The 22,695-nt window shown below is 72.0% G+C and carries 20 protein-coding genes; 18 read left to right on the top strand and 2 right to left on the bottom strand.

All coding sequences use genetic code 11. The features are described 5' to 3' along the window. Positions 1 to 4: 4 nt before the first annotated feature. Together idi and ACF1A1_RS16885 are read right to left on the bottom strand one after the other, a co-directional pair. A complete protein-coding gene (gene idi / locus ACF1A1_RS16880; RefSeq protein WP_392000554.1) occupies positions 5 to 598 on the bottom strand; it encodes an isopentenyl-diphosphate Delta-isomerase in 594 nt (197 codons plus the stop codon). Positions 599 to 788: 190 nt separating this feature from the next. Beyond that, positions 789 to 1,730, bottom strand: coding sequence for a cation diffusion facilitator family transporter (locus ACF1A1_RS16885; RefSeq protein WP_392000555.1), 942 nt, complete (start codon positions 1,728 to 1,730; stop codon positions 789 to 791). A gap of 393 nt (positions 1,731 to 2,123) precedes the next feature. On the opposite strand from ACF1A1_RS16885, the gene ACF1A1_RS16890 reads away from it, so the two are divergent. The 18 genes from ACF1A1_RS16890 (at position 2,124) to ACF1A1_RS16975 (ending at position 22,661) form a co-directional block, all read left to right on the top strand. Next, the gene (locus ACF1A1_RS16890) at positions 2,124 to 3,917 is read left to right on the top strand and encodes a DUF5941 domain-containing protein (RefSeq protein ID WP_392000557.1); all 1,794 of its coding nucleotides are present in this window, start codon (positions 2,124 to 2,126) and stop codon (positions 3,915 to 3,917) included. Further along, entirely contained in the window at positions 3,914 to 4,666 is a 753-nt protein-coding gene (locus tag ACF1A1_RS16895) for a sugar phosphate nucleotidyltransferase (protein WP_392000559.1), read from the top strand. Before ACF1A1_RS16890 ends, ACF1A1_RS16895 begins: the two co-directional genes overlap by 4 nt. Next, complete coding sequence (locus ACF1A1_RS16900; RefSeq protein ID WP_392000561.1) at positions 4,654 to 5,715, top strand: iron-containing alcohol dehydrogenase family protein; 1,062 nt, start codon at positions 4,654 to 4,656, stop codon at positions 5,713 to 5,715. The genes ACF1A1_RS16895 and ACF1A1_RS16900 overlap by 13 nt, the downstream gene beginning before the upstream one ends. After that, complete coding sequence (locus ACF1A1_RS16905) at positions 5,693 to 6,472, top strand: CDP-alcohol phosphatidyltransferase family protein (RefSeq protein ID WP_392000562.1); 780 nt, start codon at positions 5,693 to 5,695, stop codon at positions 6,470 to 6,472. Before ACF1A1_RS16900 ends, ACF1A1_RS16905 begins: the two co-directional genes overlap by 23 nt. Positions 6,473 to 6,477: 5 nt before the next feature. Continuing rightward, the gene (locus tag ACF1A1_RS16910) at positions 6,478 to 7,365 is read left to right on the top strand and encodes a glycosyltransferase family 2 protein (RefSeq protein ID WP_392000564.1); all 888 of its coding nucleotides are present in this window, start codon (positions 6,478 to 6,480) and stop codon (positions 7,363 to 7,365) included. A gap of 97 nt (positions 7,366 to 7,462) precedes the next feature. After that, a complete protein-coding gene (locus ACF1A1_RS16915) occupies positions 7,463 to 8,392 on the top strand; it encodes an ABC transporter permease (RefSeq protein WP_392000566.1) in 930 nt (309 codons plus the stop codon). Further along, positions 8,385 to 9,164, top strand: a complete 780-nt coding sequence (locus ACF1A1_RS16920) for an ABC transporter ATP-binding protein (protein WP_392000567.1) — start codon at positions 8,385 to 8,387, stop codon at positions 9,162 to 9,164. Before ACF1A1_RS16915 ends, ACF1A1_RS16920 begins: the two co-directional genes overlap by 8 nt. 383 nt (positions 9,165 to 9,547) lie before the next feature. Then, positions 9,548 to 10,450 carry a squalene synthase HpnC gene (hpnC, locus tag ACF1A1_RS16925; RefSeq protein ID WP_392000569.1) on the top strand — a complete coding sequence of 301 codons (903 nt, stop codon included), beginning with the start codon at positions 9,548 to 9,550 and terminating at the stop codon, positions 10,448 to 10,450. After that, a complete protein-coding gene (gene hpnD, locus ACF1A1_RS16930) occupies positions 10,447 to 11,397 on the top strand; it encodes a presqualene diphosphate synthase HpnD (RefSeq protein ID WP_392000571.1) in 951 nt (316 codons plus the stop codon). Before hpnC ends, hpnD begins: the two co-directional genes overlap by 4 nt. Continuing rightward, positions 11,397 to 11,549: a DUF6380 family protein gene (locus tag ACF1A1_RS16935; protein WP_392000572.1), complete on the top strand. Its 153-nt coding sequence runs from the start codon at positions 11,397 to 11,399 to the stop codon at positions 11,547 to 11,549. The genes hpnD and ACF1A1_RS16935 overlap by 1 nt, the downstream gene beginning before the upstream one ends. After that, positions 11,546 to 13,075: a hydroxysqualene dehydroxylase HpnE gene (gene hpnE, locus ACF1A1_RS16940; protein WP_392000574.1), complete on the top strand. Its 1,530-nt coding sequence runs from the start codon at positions 11,546 to 11,548 to the stop codon at positions 13,073 to 13,075. Before ACF1A1_RS16935 ends, hpnE begins: the two co-directional genes overlap by 4 nt. A 74-nt stretch (positions 13,076 to 13,149) precedes the next feature. Beyond that, the gene (locus ACF1A1_RS16945) at positions 13,150 to 14,214 is read left to right on the top strand and encodes a polyprenyl synthetase family protein (RefSeq protein ID WP_392000718.1); all 1,065 of its coding nucleotides are present in this window, start codon (positions 13,150 to 13,152) and stop codon (positions 14,212 to 14,214) included. A gap of 120 nt (positions 14,215 to 14,334) precedes the next feature. Next, positions 14,335 to 16,356 (top strand): squalene--hopene cyclase, encoded by a 2,022-nt coding sequence (shc, locus tag ACF1A1_RS16950; RefSeq protein WP_392000575.1) that lies wholly within the window; start codon positions 14,335 to 14,337, stop codon positions 16,354 to 16,356. Further along, a complete protein-coding gene (locus tag ACF1A1_RS16955; RefSeq protein WP_392000577.1) occupies positions 16,356 to 16,997 on the top strand; it encodes a 1-hydroxy-2-methyl-2-butenyl 4-diphosphate reductase in 642 nt (213 codons plus the stop codon). The genes shc and ACF1A1_RS16955 overlap by 1 nt, the downstream gene beginning before the upstream one ends. Before the next feature lie 5 nt (positions 16,998 to 17,002). Continuing rightward, positions 17,003 to 18,025 carry an adenosyl-hopene transferase HpnH gene (hpnH, locus tag ACF1A1_RS16960; protein WP_392000578.1) on the top strand — a complete coding sequence of 341 codons (1,023 nt, stop codon included), beginning with the start codon at positions 17,003 to 17,005 and terminating at the stop codon, positions 18,023 to 18,025. A gap of 4 nt (positions 18,026 to 18,029) precedes the next feature. Further along, the gene (ispG, locus tag ACF1A1_RS16965; RefSeq protein WP_392000580.1) at positions 18,030 to 19,187 is read left to right on the top strand and encodes a flavodoxin-dependent (E)-4-hydroxy-3-methylbut-2-enyl-diphosphate synthase; all 1,158 of its coding nucleotides are present in this window, start codon (positions 18,030 to 18,032) and stop codon (positions 19,185 to 19,187) included. 28 nt (positions 19,188 to 19,215) lie between these two features. Next, on the top strand, positions 19,216 to 21,246 hold the full coding sequence (gene dxs, locus ACF1A1_RS16970; RefSeq protein WP_392000582.1) for a 1-deoxy-D-xylulose-5-phosphate synthase: 2,031 nt from the start codon (positions 19,216 to 19,218) through the stop codon (positions 21,244 to 21,246). Next, positions 21,243 to 22,661, top strand: coding sequence for an aspartate aminotransferase family protein (locus tag ACF1A1_RS16975; protein ID WP_392000583.1), 1,419 nt, complete (start codon positions 21,243 to 21,245; stop codon positions 22,659 to 22,661). Before dxs ends, ACF1A1_RS16975 begins: the two co-directional genes overlap by 4 nt. Positions 22,662 to 22,695: the final 34 nt, after the last annotated feature.

The following is a 22,695-nucleotide window of genomic DNA, read 5'->3' on the forward strand; positions in this document are numbered from 1 at the left end:
CGGGTCACCAGCCGGCCGACGGGCCCGTCAGTTCCCTGACCGCCGGACGGGCCGCGTCCAGCACGGTCATGAACCACGCGGAGAACGTGTCCTTCGCATGCCGCTCGGCCAGCTCGGCGGGCGTCACGAAGGCCGTCTCACCGACCTCCTCGGGGTCCGGCCGTAGCGGGGACTGCACCATCCCGACGAACAGGTGGTTGTACTCCTGCTCCACCAGACCCGAGTCCGGGTCCGGATGGTTGTAGCGGACCGTGCCCGCCTCCGCGAGCAGCGACGGGGACACGCCCAGCTCCTCGAAGGTGCGCCGTGCGGCCGCCGCGAAGGGCGCCTCGCCGGGGTAGGGGTGACCGCAGCAGGTGTTGGACCAGACACCGGGGGAGTGGTATTTGCCGAGCGCCCGCTGCTGCAGCAGCAGCCGGCCGTACTCGTCGAAGAGGAAGACGGAGAACGCCCGGTGCAGTCGTCCCGGCGGCTGATGGGCGGCGAGCTTTTCCGCGGTGCCGATGGTCACGCCGTTCTCGTCGACGAGCTCCAGCAGAATCGTGTCCGCGGTGCCGTTCGACGAACCGGTCGTCGTGGTGGCAGGTGTGATCGGCATACCCATCCTTAGCATCGGTCCTCGCGCCCCAGTCTGCCGTACCCGTCCGGCACTCCCGGCGCTTCGCGCGAATGCCCGCATGTCCCGAGCACGGCAGCGGGCCCGGTGGTCGATCTTGCCCGGCGGGGTGCGCGGGGAACCGTCCTGAACGGGTGTGCGGACCGCGTGGGCGCCCCGGGGTCCGGGCCGCTCAGTGGCAGAGCCGCGCCTCGTGCTCGGCGTGCCCGCCCGGCTCCAGCTGGAAGGTGCAGTGCGCCACGTCGAAGTGGTCGCCCAGGCAGCCCTGGAGCTCGTGCAGCATCTTCTCGTGGCCGATCGCGCTCAGTACGTCCGAGCGCACCACCACGTGCGCGGACAGCACCGGCATGCCGGAGGTGATCGTCCAGGCGTGCAGGTCGTGCACGTCCTCCACACCGTCCAGGGCCAGTATGTGCGCCCGCACCTCCGCCATGTCGACGTCCCGGGGAGCGGCCTCCAGCAGCACGTCCAGGGTCTCGCGCAGCAGCCGGAGGGTCCGAGGCACGATCATCAGGCCGATGACGAGCGAGGCGACCGGGTCGGCGGCCTGCCAGCCGGTGGCCAGGATCACCGCCGCCGACACCAGCACCGCCACCGAGCCCAGCGCGTCCGCCGCCACCTCCAGGTAGGCGCCCCGCACGTTCAGGCTCTCCGCCTGGCCGCGCATCAGCAGCGTGAGCGAGATCATGTTCGCGACCAGGCCGATCCCGCCGAACACGATCATCAGCCCGCCCTCGGTGGCGGCCGGCGTGAAGAACCGCTGCACGGCCTCGTACAGGACGTAGCCGCCCACCCCGAGCAGCAGCAGGCAGTTGGCGAGCGCGGCCAGGATCTCCGCGCGGGCGTAGCCGAAGGTGCGGTGGGCGCTCGGGGGCCGGTTGGCGAAGTGGATGGCGAGCAGCGCCATGCCGAGACCGAGCGCGTCCGTCGCCATGTGCGCCGCGTCCGCGATCAGGGCGAGGGAGTCAGCGAGCACCCCGCCGACGATCTCCACCACCATCACGGTGAGGGTGATCGCCAGCGCCACCCGCAGTCTGCCGCGGTACGCCGCCGCGGCCGTACCGGTGGTCGGCGCGTGCGTGTGCGCGTGGCCGTGGTCGTGCCCAGCCCCCATGGGAGAAAGCCCTTCTGCGTTCCGTCCGGGACCACAGTGAACTACGGGTGGGAGGTAGCGGGCAACGCGGCACTGAACATCGTTGTCATCTGCTCTGACCTGCGGAAACGAACCGCAGGTGAGGGCGGCCCCACGTGCCGCCGGGCGGTCCCGTACGGCGGCCCCGGAGCACGGTTTGTCGGCCGGGCCGCCGATCACCCATGATGATCTCTGCAGAGGCCGGTTCACACCGTGCTGTCGGACCGTGCGAAGCGACCTGAACGGTCGGTGAACACGGCCTTCGCGGCATCCGATAGCCTCTGCCGACATGCCGCCCGCCTGGTGCCGCCAAGGGGCGCCCCCACCATGCAGATGACCGACGTGGACGCGTCGGGACCCAGGGAGTGAGTTCGGTTGCCGACCGCCATCCTCACCGGTCAGCCGGTCCCCGGATCGTCGATCGAGTCGGACCTGCGGTCCCTCGGCTTCGACGTCCGGGCCGCCGCCGACGCCGCCGACGCGGAGACGCTCCTCGCCGCGGTCCCCGGTGACGAGCGGGTCGCCGTCGTCGACAGCCGCTTCGTCGGTCACCTGCACGCGCTGCGCCTCGGCCTCACCGACCCCCGCTTCCCGCTCGCCGCGGTCCCCGGCGCCGTGACCGCCCAGGCGGCCGGCCGTCAGGCGCTGACCCGCGCGATGGCCCGGGAGAACTCCGCGACCGGCGGTACCGCGCTCGCCGTGGACAGCCTCGCCGACCGCATCGTCACCGCCCTCGACGCCGACGGCGCCGACGTCCACCGGCCCGAGCTCGGCACCCTGGTCGCGCGGATCGCCGCCGACCCGCAGGCCCGCAACGAGGCACGGCAGGCCGTCGCGGCCGTCGACGACGAGGCCGTACGCCTGAAGTCGGCCGTGAAGGCGCGCGACGGCTTCTTCACCACCTTCTGCATCAGCCCCTACTCGCGCTACATCGCCCGCTGGTGCGCCCGCCGGGGCCTCACCCCCAACCAGGTCACCACCGCCTCGCTGCTCACCGCACTCATCGCGGCCGGCTGCGCGGCCACCGGAACCCGCGGCGGCTTCGTCGCCGCGGGCCTCCTGCTGCTCTTCTCCTTCGTCCTGGACTGCACCGACGGCCAGCTCGCCCGCTACTCCCTTCAGTACTCCACCCTCGGCGCCTGGCTGGACGCCACCTTCGACCGGGCCAAGGAGTACGCCTACTACGCCGGCCTCGCCCTCGGGGCCGCGCGCGGCGGCGACGACGTGTGGGCGCTGGCCCTCGGAGCGATGGTCCTGCAGACCTGCCGGCACGTCGTGGACTTCTCCTTCAACGAGGCCAACCACGACGCCACCGCCAACACCAGCCCCACCGCCGCCCTCTCCGACAAGCTGGACAGCGTCGGCTGGACGGTCTGGGTGCGCCGGATGATAGTGCTGCCCATCGGCGAACGATGGGCCATGATCGCCGTCCTGACCGCGGTCACCACCCCGCGGATCACCTTCTACGCGCTCCTCGTCGGCTGCGCCTTCGCGGCGGCCTACACGACGGCGGGCCGTCTGCTGCGGTCCCTCACCCGCAAGGCGCGGCGCACGGACCGGGCGGCGAAGGCACTGGCCGACCTCGCGGACAGCGGACCCCTGGCCGGACTGCTCGCGCGCGTCCTGCCGGCCGGCGTCCGTGTTCCGGCACCCCTGGCCGCCGGCGTGGGCGGCCTCGTCCTGGTGCTCGCGGCCCTGCTCGACGGGCCGGGCCCGTCGGTGGTCATCGGCGCCGTCGTGTACGTCCTGCTCTCGGCCGACGCGCTCGCCCGCCCCTTGAAGGGCGCCCTCGACTGGCTGGTCCCCCCGCTCTTCCGCGCCGCCGAGTACGGCACCGTGCTGATCCTCGCCGCGCGGACGGACGTGAACGGAGCGCTGCCGGCGGCTTTCGGGCTGGTGGCCGCCGTCGCCTACCATCACTACGACACGGTGTACCGCATCCGCGGCAACGCCGGAGCGCCGCCGGCCTGGCTGGTGCGCGTGGTCGGGGGGCAGGAGGGACGGACCCTGCTGGTCGCGGTCCTGGCGGTGCTGCTGACCGCCGAGCAGTTCACGCTCGCGCTCATGGTGCTCGCGGTGGCCGTCGCCCTCGTGGTGCTCGCCGAGAGCATCCGCTTCTGGGTGTCCGCAGGGGCGCCCGCCGTACACGATGAAGGAGAACCCGCATGATCGGCCTCGTGCTGGCGGCCGGCGCCGGACGGCGTCTGCGCCCCTACACCGACACCCTGCCGAAGGCGCTGGTGCCGGTGGGGCCCGCGGGCATAGAGGGCGAACCCACGGTCCTGGACCTGACCCTCGGCAACTTCGCCGAGATCGGCCTGACCGAGGTCGCGGTCATCGTCGGCTACCGCAAGGAGGCCGTCTACGAGCGCAAGACGGCCCTGGAGCGGAAGTACGGCCTCAAGCTCACCCTCATCGACAACGACAAGGCCGAGGAGTGGAACAACGCCTACTCCCTGTGGTGCGGACGTGACGCCCTCAAGGACGGCGTGATCCTCGCCAACGGCGACACCGTCCACCCGGTCTCCGTCGAGAAGACGCTGCTCGCCGCCCGCGGCGAGGGCAGGAGGATCATCCTCGCCCTCGACACCGTGAAGTCCCTCGCGGACGAGGAGATGAAGGTCGTCGTCGACCCCGGCAAGGGCGTCCAGAGGATCACCAAGCTGATGGACCCCGCCGAGGCCACCGGCGAGTACATCGGCGTCACCCTCATCGAGGGCGACGCGGCCCCCGAACTGGCGGACGCGCTGAGGACCGTGTGGGAGACCGACCCGCAGCAGTTCTACGAGCACGGCTACCAGGAACTCGTCAACCGCGGCTTCCGCATCGACGTGGCGCCGATCGGTGACGTCCCGTGGGTCGAGATCGACAACCACGACGACCTCGCCCGGGGACGGGAGATCGCGTGCCAGTACTGACCCGGCTGATTCCCTCGCCGCTCGTCGTGGACATCCGCCCGGGTGCCCTCGAGGACCTGGCGTGTGTCCTCGCGGACGAGCGCATCTCGCACTCCGGCAAGCTGGCCGTCGCCGTCAGCGGCGGCTCGGGCGCCCGGCTGCGCGAGCGGCTCGCGCCCTCGATGCCCGGCGCCACCTGGTACGAGGTCGGCGGCGGCACCCTCGACGACGCCGTGCGGCTGGCGGGCGACATAAAGGCCGGCCACTACGACGCGGTCGTCGGCCTCGGCGGCGGCAAGATCATCGACTGCGCCAAGTTCGCCGCGGCACGCGTCGGCCTGCCCCTGGTCGCCGTCCCGACGAACCTCGCGCACGACGGCCTGTGCTCGCCGGTCGCCACCCTCGACAACGACGCGGGCCGCGGCTCCTACGGCGTGCCGAACCCGATCGCGGTCGTCATCGACCTCGACGTGATCCGCGAGGCCCCGGTGCGCTTCGTGCGCGCCGGCATCGGCGACGCCGTCTCCAACATCTCCGCGATCGCGGACTGGGAGCTGGCCAACCGGGTCAAGGGCGAGAAGATCGACGGCCTGGCCGCCGCGATCGCCCGGCAGGCCGGCGAGGCGGTCCTCAGGCACCCGGGCGGCATCGGCGACACCGACTTCCTCCAGGTCCTCGCCGAGGCGCTGGTCCTCAGCGGTATCGCCATGTCGGTGTCCGGCGACTCGCGGCCGTCCTCCGGCGCCTGCCACGAGATCAACCACGCCTTCGACCTGCTGTTCCCCAAGCGCGCCGCCGCCCACGGCGAGCAGTGCGGACTGGGCGCGGCCTTCGCGATGTACCTGCGCGGAGCCCACGAGGAGTCGGCACACATGGCCGAGGTGCTGCGACGGCACGGACTGCCGGTGCTGCCGGAGGAGATCGGCTTCACGCCGGACGAGTTCGTCCGCGCCGTGGAGTTCGCCCCCGAGACCCGGCCCAGCCGCTACACGATCCTCGAACACCTCGACCTCAAGACCGAACAGATCAAGGACATCTACGCCGACTATGTCAAGGCCATCGGTAGCTGAACTCAGACCGGTCGTCCACCCCCCGGGGGTGAAGGACCGGCGCAGCGGTGAGCACTGGATGGGACGCCTCTACATGCGCGAGGTGTCCCTGCGGGTGGACCGCTACCTGGTCAACACCAGGGTCACGCCCAACCAGCTCACGTACCTGATGACCGTCTGCGGCGTCCTCGCTGCCCCGGCCCTGCTGGTGCCGGGGATCGCGGGCGCCGTGCTCGGCGTGGTCATGGTCCAGCTGTACCTGCTGCTGGACTGCGTCGACGGCGAGATCGCGCGCTGGAAGAAGCAGTACTCGCTCGGCGGGGTCTACCTGGACCGGGTCGGCGCCTACCTGACCGACGCCGCGGTGCTCGTCGGCTTCGGTCTGCGCGCCGCCGACCTGTGGGGCTCCGGGCGGATCGACTGGCTGTGGGCCTTCCTCGGCACCCTGGCCGCCCTCGGCGCGATCCTGATCAAGGCCGAGACGGACCTGGTCGGCGTCGCCCGCCACCAGGGCGGTCTGCCGCCGGTCAAGGAGACCGCGTCCGAGCCGCGCTCCTCCGGCATGGCGCTGGCCCGCCGGGCCGCCTCGGCGCTCAAGTTCCACCGGCTGGTCCTGGGGATCGAGGCGTCCCTGCTGATCCTGGTCCTGGCGGTTCTGGACCAGATGCGCGGCGACCTGTTCTTCTCCCGGCTCGGCGTCGCGGTACTGGCCGGCATCGCGCTGCTGCAGACGCTGCTGCACCTCGTGTCCATCCTCGCGTCCAGCAGGCTGCGGTGAGCTCCATGGCCTCCTCCTCCCCGAAGGTCGGCGCGGTCATCATCACGATGGGCAACCGCCCCGACGAGCTGCGCGCCCTGATCGACTCGATCGCCAGGCAGGACGGCGACCCGGTCGAGGTGGTCGTCGTCGGCAACGGCTCGCCCGTCCCCGACGTCCCCGACGGCGTGCGCACGGTCGAGCTGCCGGAGAACCTCGGCATCCCGGGCGGCCGCAACGTCGGCATCGAGGCCTTCGGCCCCAGCGGCCGCGACGTCGACATCCTGCTCTTCCTCGACGACGACGGCCTCCTCGCCCGGCACGACACCGCCCAGCTGTGCCGCGAGGCCTTCGCGGCCGACCCCGGGCTCGGCATCATCAGCTTCCGCATCGCCGACCCGGACACCGGCGTCACCCAGCGCCGCCACGTGCCCCGGCTGCGTGCCTCCGACCCGATGCGCTCCTCCCGGGTCACCACCTTCCTCGGCGGCGCCAACGCCGTGCGCACCCGGGTCCTCGCGGAAGTCGGCGGGCTCCCGGACGAATTCTTCTACGCACACGAGGAAACCGACCTGGCATGGCGGGCCCTCGACGCGGGCTGGATGATCGACTACCGGTCCGACATGGTGCTGTACCACCCCACGACCGCGCCCTCGCGGCACGCGGTCTACCACCGCATGGTCGCCCGCAACCGCGTCTGGCTGGCCCGCCGCAACCTGCCCGCCCCCCTGGTCCCCGTCTACCTCGGGGTCTGGCTGCTGCTCACGCTGGCGCGCCGCCCCTCGCGGTCCGCGCTGAAGGCGTGGTTCGGCGGATTCCGGGAAGGGTGGACCTCGCCGTGCGGACCGCGCAGGCCCATCAAGTGGCGTACGGTGTGGCGGCTGACCCGACTGGGCCGGCCTCCCGTCATCTGACAAGCTCGTCCCCGAGGGCCCCGGAGCGTGCCGTGGCCCCCCGGCTCATGCCAGACCCGTTCCGGTCGCGCATCACGAAGACGAAAGTTTCCTACTGGTGAGTGAGACAACGCATGACGGCGGAGTCGCGGTGAGCGCGCCCCCGTCGCCCGACGAGGGCCTCACGGCGGCACAGCTGGCCGCCAAGTACGGGCTGGCCGTGAGCGGTGCCCGGCCCCCGCTGCGGGAGTACGTCCGCCAGCTCTGGGGCAGGCGCCACTTCATCCTGGCCTTCTCCTCGGCGAAGCTGACCGCCCAGTACAGCCAGGCCAAGCTGGGCCAGCTGTGGCAGGTGGCCACTCCGCTGCTGAACGCGGCCGTGTACTTCGCGATCTTCGGCCTGATCCTCGACGCGGGCCGCGGGATGGACAAGGACGTGTACATCCCGTTCCTCGTCACGGGCGTGTTCGTCTTCACCTTCACGCAGAGCTCGGTCATGACCGGCGTCCGGGCGATCTCCGGCAACCTCGGCCTGGTCCGCGCCCTGCACTTCCCGCGGGCGTCGCTGCCGATCTCCTTCGCGCTCCAGCAGCTCCAGCAGCTGATGTACTCGATGATCGTGCTGTTCGCGGTGGCGATCGGCTTCGGCAGCTACCCGGACGCCTCGTGGGTCCTGATCGTCCCGGTGCTCGTCCTGCAGTTCTGCTTCAACACCGGCCTGGCCCTGATCTTCGCCCGGGCCGGAGCGAAGACCCCGGACCTCGCGCAGCTGATGCCGTTCGTGATGCGCACCTGGATGTACGCGTCCGGCGTGATGTTCTCCATCCCGGTCTTCCTCGCCGACAAGCCGCAGTGGATCGCGAACGTCCTCCAGTGGAACCCGGCCGCCATCTACATGGACCTGATGCGCTTCGCCCTCATCGAGGAGTACGGCGCCGAGAACCTCCCCGACCACGTCTGGGCGGCCGCGGGCGCCTGGGCGGCCCTGTTCGCCGTCGGCGGCTTCGTGTACTTCTGGCAGGCGGAGGAGAGGTACGGCCGTGGCTGACCAGGTACCGGGGCGCAGCGTCCCCACCGTCATCGCCGACGACGTGCACATCGTCTACCGCGTCAACGGCGCGAAGGCCGGCAAGGGCAGCGCCACCGCCGCCCTGAGCCGCATCGTCAAGCGCAGCGAGGACCGCGGGGTGCGCAAGGTGCACGCCGTGCGCGGCGTGTCCTTCATCGCCTACCGGGGCGAGGCCATCGGCCTGATCGGCTCCAACGGCTCCGGCAAGTCCACGCTGCTGCGTGCCATCGCCGGTCTGCTGCCGCCCGAGAGCGGCAGGGTCTACACCGACGGCCAGCCCTCGCTGCTCGGCGTCAACGCGGCCCTGATGAACGACCTCACCGGCGAGCGCAACGTCATCCTCGGCGGTCTGGCCATGGGCATGTCCCGGGAGCAGATCAGGGAGCGCTACCAGGAGATCGTCGACTTCTCCGGCATCAACGAGAAGGGCGACTTCATCACCCTGCCGATGCGCACCTACTCCTCCGGCATGCAGGCCCGGCTGCGCTTCTCCATCGCCGCCGCCAAGGACCACGACGTGCTGATGATCGACGAGGCCCTCGCCACCGGCGACCGCAAGTTCCAGAAGCGCTCCGAGGAACGCATCCGGGAGCTGCGCAAGGAGGCCGGCACGGTGTTCCTGGTCAGCCACAGCAACAAGTCGATCCGGGACACCTGCGACCGCGTCCTGTGGCTGGAGCGCGGCGAGCTGCGCATGGACGGCCCCACCGACGAGGTCCTCAAGGAGTACGAGAAGTTCACGGGCAAGTAGCCCGGCGAGACCCTCGGGACACCGACCCCTGCGTCCAGGGCCCCGCCGGAACTGTCCGGCGGGGCCCCGCGTCTGCAAAGGAAGCGTCAACTCCGGCCCCGCGTAGGAAGCTTGACGCCAATCGGTGTGTTGTTGTGATCTGCGGGACACCCCCGCGAACCTCGCCGCGTTGTACAACGTAAGCTGTACCGGTCCCGAAACACGTCAAGTGGGGCGATATTGCGCGACACCCTCGGACGGGGCTGCCGTGCGGACGGCTGGGCGGCGTGTCCGAAATAGTGGGCCTTGGGTTGTCGGTGTAGAACGGGAGATGTGACGGCAATGGCTACGGAAACTCCCCAGCTCAACGCAGCACGTGCCGTCCCTGCCCCGGGCAGCCGACGATGACGGCGCCCGCCCCGTCGCGCCCGCTGGGTCCGGAGCGCGACACCCTCGCCAAGGCCGCCCACGAGAACTTCCCCGTGGCCCCGTTCTACCTCCCCCGGGCCTGGCGCGACGACCTCATGGCGGTGTACGGCTTCGCCCGCCTCGTCGACGACATCGGTGACGGCGACCTGGCCCCGGGCGGTGCCGACGCCCGACTGCTCGGCGTGCCGGCCACCGACGCCGAGGACCCCCTCGTGCTGCTGGACGCCTTCGAGGCCGACCTGCGCCGCGTCTTCGACGGCACGCCCCGCCACCCCCTGCTGCGCCGTCTCCAGCGGACCGTCCGCCGCCGTGCGCTCACCCCCGGGCCCTTCCTCGCCCTGATCGCCGCCAACCGCCAGGACCAGCTCGTCTCCCGCTACGAGACCTACGACGACCTCCTCGCGTACTGCGCGCTCTCCGCCAACCCCGTGGGCCGGCTCGTCCTCGCCGTCACCGGCACCTCGACTCCCGAGCGGGTCCGCCGCTCCGACGCGGTCTGCACCGCCCTCCAGATCGTCGAGCACCTCCAGGACGTCGCCGAGGACCTCGGCCGCGACCGCGTCTACCTGCCCGCCGCCGACATGAAACGTTTCCACGTCCAGGAGGCGGACCTCGCCGCGGCCACCGCGGGCGCGTCGGTGCGCGCCCTGGTCGCCTACGAGGCGCGACGCGCCCTCGACCTGCTGGACGAGGGCGCCCCCCTGGTGGGGAGCGTCGACGGCAGGCTGAGGCTGCTGCTCGCGGGGTTCGTGGCGGGGGGAAGGGCGGCGGTCCACGCGATCGCCGCCGCCGAGTACGACGTCCTTCCCGGCCCGCCCAAGCCCGGCAAGCTCCGGTTGTTGCGCGAGGTGGGCGTGACCCTGCGAGGAGAGGGGTGATCCGGACCGTGGACTCCGCGCCACACGTGTCCGCGCCGGTACTCGCCGCCTACAGCTACTGCGAGGCCGTCACCGGACAGCAGGCCCGCAACTTCGCGTACGGCATCCGGCTGCTGCCGGCGCCGAAGCGGCGCGCGATGTCGGCGCTGTACGCGTTCTCGCGCCGCGTCGACGACATCGGCGACGGCGCGCTGGGCGGCGACGTGAAGATCGCCCGGCTCGAGGACACCCGGGCGCTGCTCGGCCGGGTGCGCGAGGGCGAGGTCGACGAGGACGACACCGACCCCGTCGCGGTGGCCCTCGCGCACGCCGCGCGGCTCTTCCCGATCCCGCTGGGCGGCCTGGACGAGCTGATCGACGGCGTCCTGATGGACGTGCGCGGCGAGACCTACGAGACCTGGGACGACCTGAAGGCGTACTGCCGCTGCGTGGCGGGTGCCATCGGCCGGCTCTCGCTCGGCGTGTTCGGCACGGAACCCGGGGCGCGTGGCGCCGAACGCGCACCGGAGTACGCCGACACGCTGGGCCTCGCGCTGCAACTGACCAACATCCTCAGGGACGTTCGCGAGGACGCCGCGGGCGGCCGCACCTATCTGCCGGCCGACGACCTCGCGAAGTTCGGCTGCTCGGCCGGATTCGACGGGCCGAGGCCCCCGGAGGGCTCCGACTTCGCGGGCCTCGTGCACTTCGAAGTGCGACGGGCCCGCGCTCTGTTCGCCGAGGGCTACCGGCTGCTGCCCATGCTGGACCGGCGCAGCGGCGCCTGTGTCGCCGCGATGGCCGGCATCTACCGCCGCCTCCTCGACCGCATCGAGCGCGACCCGGAGGCGGTCCTGCGCGGCCGGGTCTCCCTGCCCGGCCGGGAGAAGGCGTACGTCGCCGTGCGCGGGCTGTCCGGTCTCGACACCCGGCACGTGTCCCGGCTGACCGTCAGGAGGCCGTTGTGATGGACACCCTGGGCGAGACGGTGGGCCGAGGTGATGGCACCGCCGACAAGCGGCACGCAACCCTCCGGCGCGGCGCGGCGTCCCTGACTGCGACGGCCCGCCGTGCACCGTTGGAGCGTCGCGGCGGACGCGCAGGGGAGGCCGCACGATGAGCGACGAGCTGATCCCGCCCGCCCCGGAGGGGCCCGGGCGTTCCGGGCGGGAGGCCGTCGTCGTCGGCGGTGGGCTCGCCGGCGTCACCGCCGCGCTCGCGCTCGCCGACGCGGGCCTGCGCGTCACCCTGCTCGAGGGCCGGCCCCGGCTGGGCGGGCTGGCCTTCTCCTTCCGGCGCGGCGGGCTCACCGTCGACAACGGACAGCACGTGTACCTGCGCTGCTGCACCGCCTACCGCTGGTTCCTCGACCGGATCGGCGGCGCGGCGCTGGCACCGTTGCAGGACCGTCTCGACGTGCCCGTCGTCGACGTCACCAAGCCCGAGGGGCGGCGGCTCGGCAGGCTGCGGCGCGACGCGCTGCCCGTCCCCCTCCACCTGGGGCGCAGCCTCGCCACGTACCCGCACCTCTCGCTCGCCGAACGCGCCGGGGTGGGCCGGGCCGCGCTCGCGCTCAAGGGGCTCGACCTCGCCGATCCGGGCCTGGACGCACAGGACTTCGGCAGCTGGCTGACCGCGCACGGCCAGTCGGCGCGTGCCGTCGAGGCCCTGTGGGACCTGGTTGGGGTCGCCACCCTCAACGCGGTCGCGGGCGAGGCCTCCCTGGGGCTCGCCGCGATGGTGTTCAAGACCGGTCTGCTGTCCGAGCCGGGCGCGGCCGACATCGGCTGGGCGCGGGTCCCGCTGGGCGAGCTGCACGACCGGCTGGCCCGCGAGGCGCTCGCCTCCGCGGGCGTGCGCACCGAGGTCCGTACCCGTGTCACCTCCCTCTCCGGGAACGGGGACGGGAGCTGGTGTGTGCGGGTTCCCGGGGAGACGCTCCGGGCCGACGCCGTCGTCCTCGCCGTACCGCAGCGCGAGACGTACGACCTGCTCCCGGACGGGGCGCTCGACGAGCCCGGGCGGTTGCTGGAGATCGGCACCGCGCCCATCCTGAACGTCCACGTCGTCTACGACCGCAAGGTCCTCGACGTGCCCTTCCTGTCCGCGCTCGGCACGCCGGTGCAGTGGGTGTTCGACCGCACGGAAGCCTCCGGGCTGCGCGCGGGCCAGTACCTCGCGCTGTCGCAGTCGGCCGCGCAGAGCGAGATCGACGAGCCCGTGGCCGTGCTGCGCGAGCGCTACCTGCCCGAGCTCCGGCGGCTGCTGCCGCGCACGCGCGGCGCCGAAGTGCTGGACTTCTTCGTGACGAGGGAGCGCACGGCGACGTTCGCCCCCACCCCCGGCGTCGGAGGGCTCAGGCCCGGCGCCCGCACCAAGGCACCCGGCCTGTACCTGGCCGGAGCGTGGACCGCCACAGGGTGGCCCGCGACCATGGAGAGTGCGGTCCGCAGCGGTGTGAGCGCGGCGTCCGCCGCGCTCGGCACCCTCGGCCGGCCCCGGCCCGGCCACCTCTTCGCGTTCGAGGAGGCGGCCCGCCGCATCGTTCCGGGGGACGCCGCATCCGACAGCGGCTGCGCCGCGGGCCGGACCCCCGGCCGAGAACCGGAGGGAACCGGCGTCCCCCTGCGAGGTGGGAACCGGTGAAGTTCGCTCAGCACGGCTCGGCACATCCCCGCACCCCCTCCGGTACCGCAACAAGAGGAGAAACTGTGCCCACTGTGCCCCCGGCCTCGACGGCCGCTCGAAGGCCCGCGGTGGACGTGACCGCGCTCCTGGAGCGCGGCCGGACCCTGGCCACGCCGGTGCTGCGGGCGGCCGTCGACCGTCTGGCGCCCCCCATGGACACGGTCGCCGCCTACCACTTCGGCTGGATCGACGCCCAGGGCAATCCGACCGACGGTGACGGCGGCAAGGCGGTGCGCCCCGCGCTCGCGGTGCTCTCCGCGGAGGTCACCGGCGCCGCCCCCGAGGTGGGCGTCCCCGGCGCCGTCGCCGTCGAGCTGGTCCACAACTTCTCGCTCCTGCACGACGACCTGATGGACGGCGACGAGCAGCGCCGCCACCGCGACACCGTCTGGAAGGTGCACGGCCCCGCCCAGGCCATCCTGGTCGGCGACGCCCTGTTCGCCCTCGCCAACGAGGTCCTGCTGGAGCTGGGCACCGTCGAGGCCGGCCGGGCGACCCGCCGGCTGACCACCGCCACCCGCGCCCTGATCGACGGCCAGGCGCAGGACATCTCCTACGAGCACCGCGACCGCGTCAGCGTCGAGGAGTGCCTGGAGATGGAGGGCAACAAGACCGGCGCCCTGCTGGCCTGCGCCAGTTCCATCGGCGCCGTGCTCGGCGGCGCGGACGACCGCACCGCCGACACCCTGGAGAGGTACGGCTACCACCTGGGCCTGGCCTTCCAGGCCGTCGACGACCTCCTCGGCATCTGGGGCGACCCGGTCTCCACCGGCAAGCAGACCTGGAGCGACCTGCGTCAGCGCAAGAAGTCCCTGCCGGTCGTGGCCGCGCTCGCGGCGGGCGGCTCCGCCTCCGAGCGGCTGGGCGAGATGCTCGCCGCCGACGCCAAGAGCAGCGACTTCGAGACCTTCTCCGAGGAGGAGTTCGCGGCCCGGGCCGCTCTCATCGAGGAGGCCGGCGGCCGGGAGTGGACCGCCGAGGAGGCGCGCCGTCAGCACACCATCGCCATCGAAGCGCTGAACGCCGTCGACATGCCCGAGCAGGTACGGGCCCGGTTCACGGCGCTCGCCGACTTCGTCGTCGTACGAAAGAGATGATCACTATCGGTCGAATAGCCCTCGCGTAGTCGCCGGCCGGTGCAGCGAGGCGAGGACGAGCACCGGCCGACGGCGGACCCACAGCAGCACGATTTCGCACGACTGCACGAAGGGGAAGCCATGACAGCGACGACCGACGGAAGCACCGGGGCGGCCCTGCCGCCCCGCGCTGCCGCGGCCAGCGAAACCGACATCGACACCCCCGTGGCGGCCGGGGTGCACGAGGCCGCCGTGCGCGCGGTGCAGCGCGCCACCGACTTCCTGCTCGCCCGGCAGGACGCGGAGGGCTGGTGGAAGGGCGACCTCGAGACGAACGTCACGATGGACGCCGAGGACCTGCTGCTCCGTCAGTTCCTGGGCATCCTCGACGAGTCCACGGCCCGCGCCGCCGCCCTCTTCATCAGGGGCGAGCAGCGCGAGGACGGCACCTGGGCCACCTTCTACGGCGGCCCCGGCGAACTCTCCACCACCATCGAGGCGTACGTCGCCCTGCGCCTGGCCGGCGACGCGCCCGACGCGCCCCACATGGCGCGGGCCTCCGCCTGGATCCGCGACCGGGGCGGTATCGCCGCCGCCCGGGTCTTCACCCGGATCTGGCTGGCCCTGTTCGGCTGGTGGAAGTGGGAGGACCTGCCCGAACTCCCGCCGGAACTGCTGTACTTCCCGAAGTGGTTCCCGCTCAGCATCTACAACTTCGGCTGCTGGGCCCGGCAGACCATCGTCCCGCTCACCATCGTCTCGGCGAAGCGCCCGGTGCGTCCGGCGCCGTTCCCGCTCGACGAACTGCACACCGACCCCGACCACCCGAACCCGCCCAGGCCGCTGGCGCCGGTGAACAGTTGGGACGGGCTCTTCCAGCGGCTGGACAAGGTCGTGCGCGGCTACCGCTCGGTCGCGGTGCGCCGGCTGCGCAGGGCCGCCATGAACTCCGCCGCGCGCTGGATCATCGAACGGCAGGAGAACGACGGCTGCTGGGGCGGGATCCAGCCGCCGGCGGTGTACTCCGTCATCGCCCTGTACCTGCTCGGCTACGACCTCGAACACCCCGTGATGCGGGCCGGGCTGGGGTCCCTGGACCGGTACGCGGTGTGGCGCGAGGACGAGGCCCGGATGATCGAGGCCTGTCAGTCGCCGGTGTGGGACACCTGCCTGGCCACCATCGCGCTGGCCGACGCGGGGGTGCCCGCCGATCACCCCCAACTGGTCAAGGCGGCCGACTGGATGCTCGGCGAGCAGATCGTGCGTCCCGGCGACTGGTCCGTACGACGGCCCCAGCTCCCGCCCGGGGGCTGGGCGTTCGAGTTCCACAACGACAACTACCCCGACATCGACGACACCGCCGAGGTGGTCCTCGCGCTGCGCCGCGTGAAGCACCACGACCCGGAGCGGGTGGAGAAGGCGATCGCGCGCGGGGTGCGCTGGAACCTCGGGATGCAGTCGAGGAACGGGGCCTGGGGCGCCTTCGACGTCGACAACACCAGCCCGTTCCCCGACCGGCTGCCGTTCTGCGACTTCGGCGAGGTCACCGACCCGCCGTCCGCGGACGTCACCGCGCACGTCGTCGAGATGCTCGCCGTCGAGGGGCTCTCGCACGACCCGCGCACCCGGCGCGGCATCGCGTGGCTGCTGGCCGAACAGGAGCCGGACGGCTCGTGGTTCGGGCGCTGGGGCGTCAACTACGTCTACGGCACCGGCTCGGTGGTGCCCGCGCTGACCGCCGCGGGACTGCCCGCCCAGCACCCGGCGATCCGCAGGGCGGTGGCCTGGCTGGAGCGGGTGCAGAACGACGACGGCGGCTGGGGTGAGGACCTGCGCTCCTACCAGGACGCCGGCCGGTGGAGCGGCCGGGGCGCCTCGACCGCCTCCCAGACGGCCTGGGCGCTGATGGCGCTGCTGGCGGCGGGGGAGAGGGGGTCCGGGGCCGTCGAGCGGGGCATCGCCTGGCTCGCCCGGACCCAGCGGGAGGACGGCTCCTGGGACGAGCCCCACTTCACCGGCACCGGCTTCCCGTGGGACTTCTCCATCAACTACCACCTCTACCGGCAGGTGTTCCCGCTCACCGCGCTCGGCCGGTACGTCCACGGAGAGCCCTTCGCCGCCAAGGCCCCCGCCGACGCGGTGTCCGTCGAGGCCGAGAGCTGATGAGCGCGCGGCCCGCTCCCGCCCCGCTGCTGATCGCCTGCGCGCTCGGCATCGAGCACCTCGCCCTGCGCATGGGTGACCGCGGCGGGGCCGGCGGGCCGGTCACCGTCCTGCGCACCGGTATGGGGCCGAATGCGGCCGAGCGTTCCGTCGGCCGGGCCCTTGCCGACCCGGTGCTGAGGGGCGCGGCCGTGCTGGCCACCGGCTTCTGCGCGGGGCTCGCCCCCGGCATGCACCCGGGCGACCTGGTCGTCGCCGACGAGACCCGCGACCGGTGCGGCGCGGTGCCGTGCGTCGGCACCGAACTGCTCGTCAAGGAGCTCGTGCGCACGCTGCCCGGGCGCACCGTCCACACCGGCCCGCTCACCGGCTCCGACCACGTCGTGCGCGGCCCGGAGCGGTCCGACCTGCTAGCGACCGGCGCGATCGCGGTCGACATGGAGTCGGCGGCCACGTTGCTGAGTGCCGTCCGCGCGGGGACGCGCCCGGTTGCGGCTGTCCGGGTGGTCGTGGACGCTCCTGAACATGAACTCGTCCGGATCGGCACGGTGCGCGGTGGAATATCGGCTTTCCGCGTCCTTCGTTCCGTCCTGCCTGCATTCTTCGAATGGCACCGTAATGTGCTGCTCCCCCGGAGGTGAGCCAGATGGCCATGCCGCTGCGCCAGTCCATCAAGGTCGCTACGTACTTGGCTGAACAGAAGCTCCGCAAGCGGGACAAGTTCCCGCTCATCGTCGAGCTGGAGCCCCTCTTCGCCTGCAACCTCAAGTGCGAGGGCTGCGGCAAGATCCAGCATCCGGCGGGAGTGCTCAAGCAGCGCATGCCGGTCGCCCAGGCCGTGGGGGCGGTGCTCGAATCCGGTGCGCCCATGGTGTCGATCGCCGGCGGCGAGCCGCTGATGCACCCCCACATCGACGAGATCGTGCGGCAGTTGGTGGCGAGGAGGAAGTTCGTCTTCCTCTGCACCAACGCGATGCTGTTGCGCAAGAAGATCGACAAGTTCAGGCCCTCTCCCTACTTCGCCTTCGCCGTGCACATCGACGGGCTGCGCGAGCGGCACGACGAGTCGGTGGCCAAGGAGGGCGTCTTCGACGAGGCCGTGGAAGCGATCAAGGAGGCCAGGCGCCGCGGCTTCCGGGTCACCACCAACTCGACCTTCTTCAACACCGACACCCCGCAGACGATCATCGAGGTGCTCAACTTCCTCAACGACGACCTCCAGGTCGACGAGATGATGATCTCGCCCGCCTACGCCTACGAGAAGGCGCCCGACCAGGAGCACTTCCTGGGCGTGGAGCAGACCCGCGAGCTGTTCAAGAAGGCCTTCGCGGGCGGCAACCGGCGCCGCTGGCGCCTCAACCACTCCCCGCTCTTCCTGGACTTCCTGGAGGGCAAGGTCGACTTCCCGTGCACGGCCTGGGCGATCCCGAACTACTCGCTCTTCGGCTGGCAGCGCCCCTGCTACCTGATGAGCGACGGGTACGTGCCGACGTACCGCGAACTCATCGAGGAGACCGACTGGGACAAGTACGGCCGGGGCAAGGACCCGCGCTGCGCCAACTGCATGGCGCACTGCGGCTACGAGCCCACCGCCGTCCTCGCCACCATGGGATCGCTGAAGGAGTCGTTGCGCGCCATGCGCGAGACGGTCTCCGGGAACCGGGAGTGACCCGGTGACGGCCGTCTCCCCGGGCGTCCCCGAGGTGCCGGTCCGGCCGGTCGCCGAGCGCCGCGCGTCGCGGCGGATCCAGGTCGGGCCGGTGGCGGTCGGGGGTGGGGCCCCGGTGTCGGTGCAGTCGATGACGACGACGCGTACGTCGGACATCGGCGCCACGCTCCAGCAGATCGCCGAACTGACGGCGTCCGGCTGCCAGATCGTCCGCGTCGCCTGTCCCACGCAGGACGACGCGGACGCCCTCGCGACCATCGCGCGCAAGTCGCAGATCCCGGTGATCGCGGACATCCACTTCCAGCCGAAGTACGTGTTCGCCGCGATCGAGGCGGGCTGTGCGGCCGTACGCGTCAATCCCGGCAACATCAAGCAGTTCGACGACAAGGTGAGGGAGATCGCGCGCGCCGCGAAGGACCACGGCACGCCGGTCCGGATCGGGGTCAATGCCGGCTCGCTGGACCGGCGGCTGCTGCGGAAGTACGGCAAGGCGACCCCCGAGGCGCTGGTGGAGAGCGCGCTGTGGGAGGCGTCGCTCTTCGAGGAGCACGACTTCCGGGACATCAAGATCTCCGTCAAGCACAACGACCCGGTGGTGATGGTCGAGGCGTACCGGCAGCTGGCGGCGCGGTGCGACTACCCCCTGCACCTGGGGGTCACCGAGGCCGGTCCCGCCTTCCAGGGCACGGTCAAGTCGGCCGTCGCCTTCGGGGCGTTGCTGTCGCAGGGCATCGGCGACACCATCCGGGTGTCCCTGAGCGCCCCGCCCGCCGAGGAGGTCAAGGTCGGCATCCAGATCCTCCAGGCGCTGGGACTGAGGCAGCGGCGGCTGGAGATCGTGTCCTGCCCCTCCTGTGGGCGCGCCCAGGTCGACGTCTACCGGCTGGCCGACGAGGTCACGGCCGGACTGGAGGGCATGGAGGTGCCGCTGCGCGTCGCGGTGATGGGCTGTGTGGTCAACGGTCCCGGCGAGGCGCGGGAGGCGGATCTGGGGGTCGCCTCCGGCAACGGCAAGGGGCAGATCTTCGTGAAGGGCGAGGTCGTCAGGACCGTCCCGGAGTCGAGGATCGTGGAGACCCTCATCGAGGAGGCGATGAAGATCGCCGCGCAGCTGGAACAGGACGGCGTCGCGCCCGGGGAGCCGGCCGTCACCGTGAGTTGAAGAGCACGGACCGAGAGGGGGCCCGAGCGTGACGATCCTGGAGACCATCCGGCAACCACGCGACCTGAAGGCGCTGTCCGAGGCGGAACTCGGTGAACTGTCCAAGGAGATCAGGGAGTTCCTGGTGCACGCGGTCGCCAGGACCGGCGGCCACCTCGGGCCCAACCTGGGCGTGGTGGAACTGACCATCGCGCTCCACCGGGTCTTCGAGTCGCCGGTCGACCGCATCCTGTGGGACACCGGCCACCAGAGCTACGTGCACAAGCTGCTGACGGGACGGCAGGACTTCTCCAAGCTGCGGGGGAAGGGCGGACTGTCCGGCTACCCGTCCCGTGAGGAGTCCGAGCACGACGTCATCGAGAACAGCCACGCCTCCACCGCCCTCGGCTGGGCCGACGGGCTCGCCAAGGCCCGGCAGGTGCGGGGGGAGAAGGGCCACGTCGTCGCGGTCATCGGCGACGGCGCGCTGACCGGTGGCATGGCCTGGGAGGCGCTGAACAACATCGCGGCCGCCAAGGACCGGCCGCTGATCATCGTCGTCAACGACAACGAGCGGTCCTATGCGCCGACCATCGGGGGGCTCGCCGACCACCTGGCCACCCTGCGCACCACCGACGGCTACGAGAAGGTCCTGGCCTGGGGGAAGGACGTCCTGCTGCGCACGCCGGTGGTCGGGAACACCGTGTACGAGTCGCTGCACGGCGCGAAGAAGGGCTTCAAGGACGCGTTCGCCCCGCAGGGCATGTTCGAGGACCTCGGCCTGAAGTACGTCGGCCCGATCGACGGGCACGACATCGGGGCCGTCGAGTCGGCGCTGCGCCGGGCCAGGCGCTTCCACGGGCCGGTGCTCGTGCACTGCCTCACGGAGAAGGGCCGCGGCTACGAACCGGCCCTCGCCCACGAGGAGGACCACTTCCACACCGTCGGCGTGATGGACCCGCTGACCTGCGCGCCGCTCGCGCCCGCCGGCGGGCCGTCCTGGACGTCCGTGTTCGGCGACGAGATCGTACGGATCGGGGAGGAACGCGACGACGTCGTGGCGATCACGGCGGCCATGCTGCACCCGGTGGGTCTCGGCAGGTTCGCCGAGCGCTTCCCGGAGCGGGTGTGGGACGTGGGCATCGCCGAGCAGCACGCGGCGGTGAGCGCGGCCGGACTCGCGACCGGCGGCCTGCATCCCGTCGTCGCCGTCTACGCCACGTTCCTCAACCGCGCCTTCGACCAGCTGCTGATGGACGTGGCCCTGCACCGCTGCGGGGTGACCTTCGTGCTCGACCGGGCCGGGGTGACCGGTGTCGACGGCGCCTCCCACAACGGCATGTGGGACATGTCCGTCCTCCAGGTCGTCCCGGGCCTGAGGATCGCGGCCCCGCGCGATGCCGACCAGCTGCGCGCCCAGCTGCGGGAGGCCGTCGCGGTGGACGACGCCCCGACCCTGGTCCGCTTCCCCAAGGAGTCGGTGGGGCCGCGGATCCCGGCGATCGACCGCGTGGGCGGCATGGACGTCCTGCACCGCGGCGAGCGGGCGGAGGTGCTGCTGGTGGCCGTCGGTGTGATGGCACCGGTGTGCCTGCGGGCCGCCGAGCTGCTTGCGGCGCGGGGCGTCGGCTGCACGGTCGTGGACCCGCGCTGGGTCAAGCCCGTCGACCCGGCCCTGCCCGCCCTCGCCGCCGGCCACCGTCTGGTGGCAGTCGTCGAGGACAACAGCCGTGCGGCCGGCGTCGGTTCGGCGGTGGCGCTGGCCCTGGGCGACGCCGAGGTCGACGTGCCGGTACGGCGGTTCGGCATCCCGGAGCAGTTCCTCGCGCACGCCAAGCGCGCCGAGGTGCTCGCCGACATCGGCCTCACGCCCGTCGAGATCGCCGGGCGGATCAGCGCGAGCCTGGCCGTCAGGGAGGAGCGGTCCACGGCGCAACCGTCGAAGGCGCAGCGGCCCGGGGCGGGGCTGCCGGGGGCGCAGCCGTCCGGGGCCGAACCGCCCGGGGCCGAAGCGCCCGAGGCCGAACCGTCCAAGGCCGCGCTGTCCCAGGAAGAGCTGTCCAAGGAGCAACAGGAATGACGACCGCGGAACCCGAGTCGGCCTCGTCCCCGGCGGGGGAGTTCGACCTCCGCCGGCTGCTGGCGGAGCGCGGAGCCGAGCGCTACGCACTGCACGGCAGGTACCTCAACCACCAACTGCCGCGCGTCCTGCACACGATCGGCTTCGACAAGGTCTACGAGCGGGCCGAGGGCGCCTACTTCTGGGACGCGGACGGCAACGACTACCTGGACATGCTCGCCGGGTTCGGGGTGATGGGCCTGGGCCGTCACCACCCCGTCGTCCGCAAGGCGCTGCACGACGTCCTCGACGCCCAGCTCGCCGACCTCACCCGCTTCGACTGCCAGCCGCTGCCCGGGCTGCTCGCCGAGAAGCTCCTCGCCCACAGCCCGCACCTGGACCGGGTGTTCTTCGGCAACAGCGGGACGGAGGCCGTCGAGACCGCGCTGAAGTTCGCCCGGTACGCAACCGGGAAGCCGCGGGTCCTGTACTGCGACCACGCCTTCCACGGGCTGACCACGGGCTCCCTGTCGGTCAACGGGGAATCCGGCTTCCGGGACGGCTTCGCCCCGCTGCTGCCCGACACCGCCGTCCCGCTCGGTGATCTCGACGCGCTGGCACGGGAGCTGAAGCAGGGCGACGTCGCCGCCCTGATCGTCGAGCCGGTCCAGGGCAAGGGCGTGCACGAGGCCCCGCCCGGCTTTCTGCGCGCCGCCCAGGAGTTGCTGCACCGGCACAAGGCGCTGCTCATCGCAGACGAGGTGCAGACCGGTCTCGGCCGGACCGGCGACTTCTACGCCCACCAGCACGAGGAGGGCGTCGAGCCCGACCTGGTGTGCGTGGCCAAGGCGCTCTCCGGCGGCTATGTGCCGGTGGGCGCCACGCTCGGCAAGGACTGGATCTTCAAGAAGGTCTACTCGTCCATGGACCGGGTGCTGGTGCACTCGGCGAGCTTCGGTTCCAACGCGCAGGCGATGGCAGCCGGCCTCGCGGTGCTGTCGGTCATCGAGAACGACCGGATCGTCGAGAACGCCCGCGTCACCGGGGAGCTGCTGAGGTCACGGCTGGCCGCCCTCACCGAGAAGTACGAGCTGCTCGCCGACGTCCGCGGCCGGGGCCTGATGGTCGGCATCGAGTTCGGCCGTCCGAGGTCGCTGAAGCTGCGCGGCCGGTGGGCCATGCTCCAGGCGGCCCGCAAGGGCCTGTTCGCGCAGATGGTGGTCGTCCCGCTGCTCCAGCGCCACCGGATCCTCACCCAGGTGTCCGGCGACGAGCTGGAGGTGATCAAGCTGATCCCGCCGCTGGTGATCGGGGAGAGGGAAGTGGACCGGTTCGTCGACGCGTTCACCGAGGTGATGGACGACGCGCACAGCGGGGGCGGACTGATGTGGGACTTCGGCAGGACACTGATCAAGCAGGCGGTGGCCAACCGGTGACCGGCCCCGGCGACGGGCCGTTTGAGGGTTTTGC

The organism is Streptomyces sp. NPDC014995 (genome assembly GCF_043080745.1).
Classification (GTDB): Bacteria; Actinomycetota; Actinomycetes; order Streptomycetales; family Streptomycetaceae; genus Streptomyces.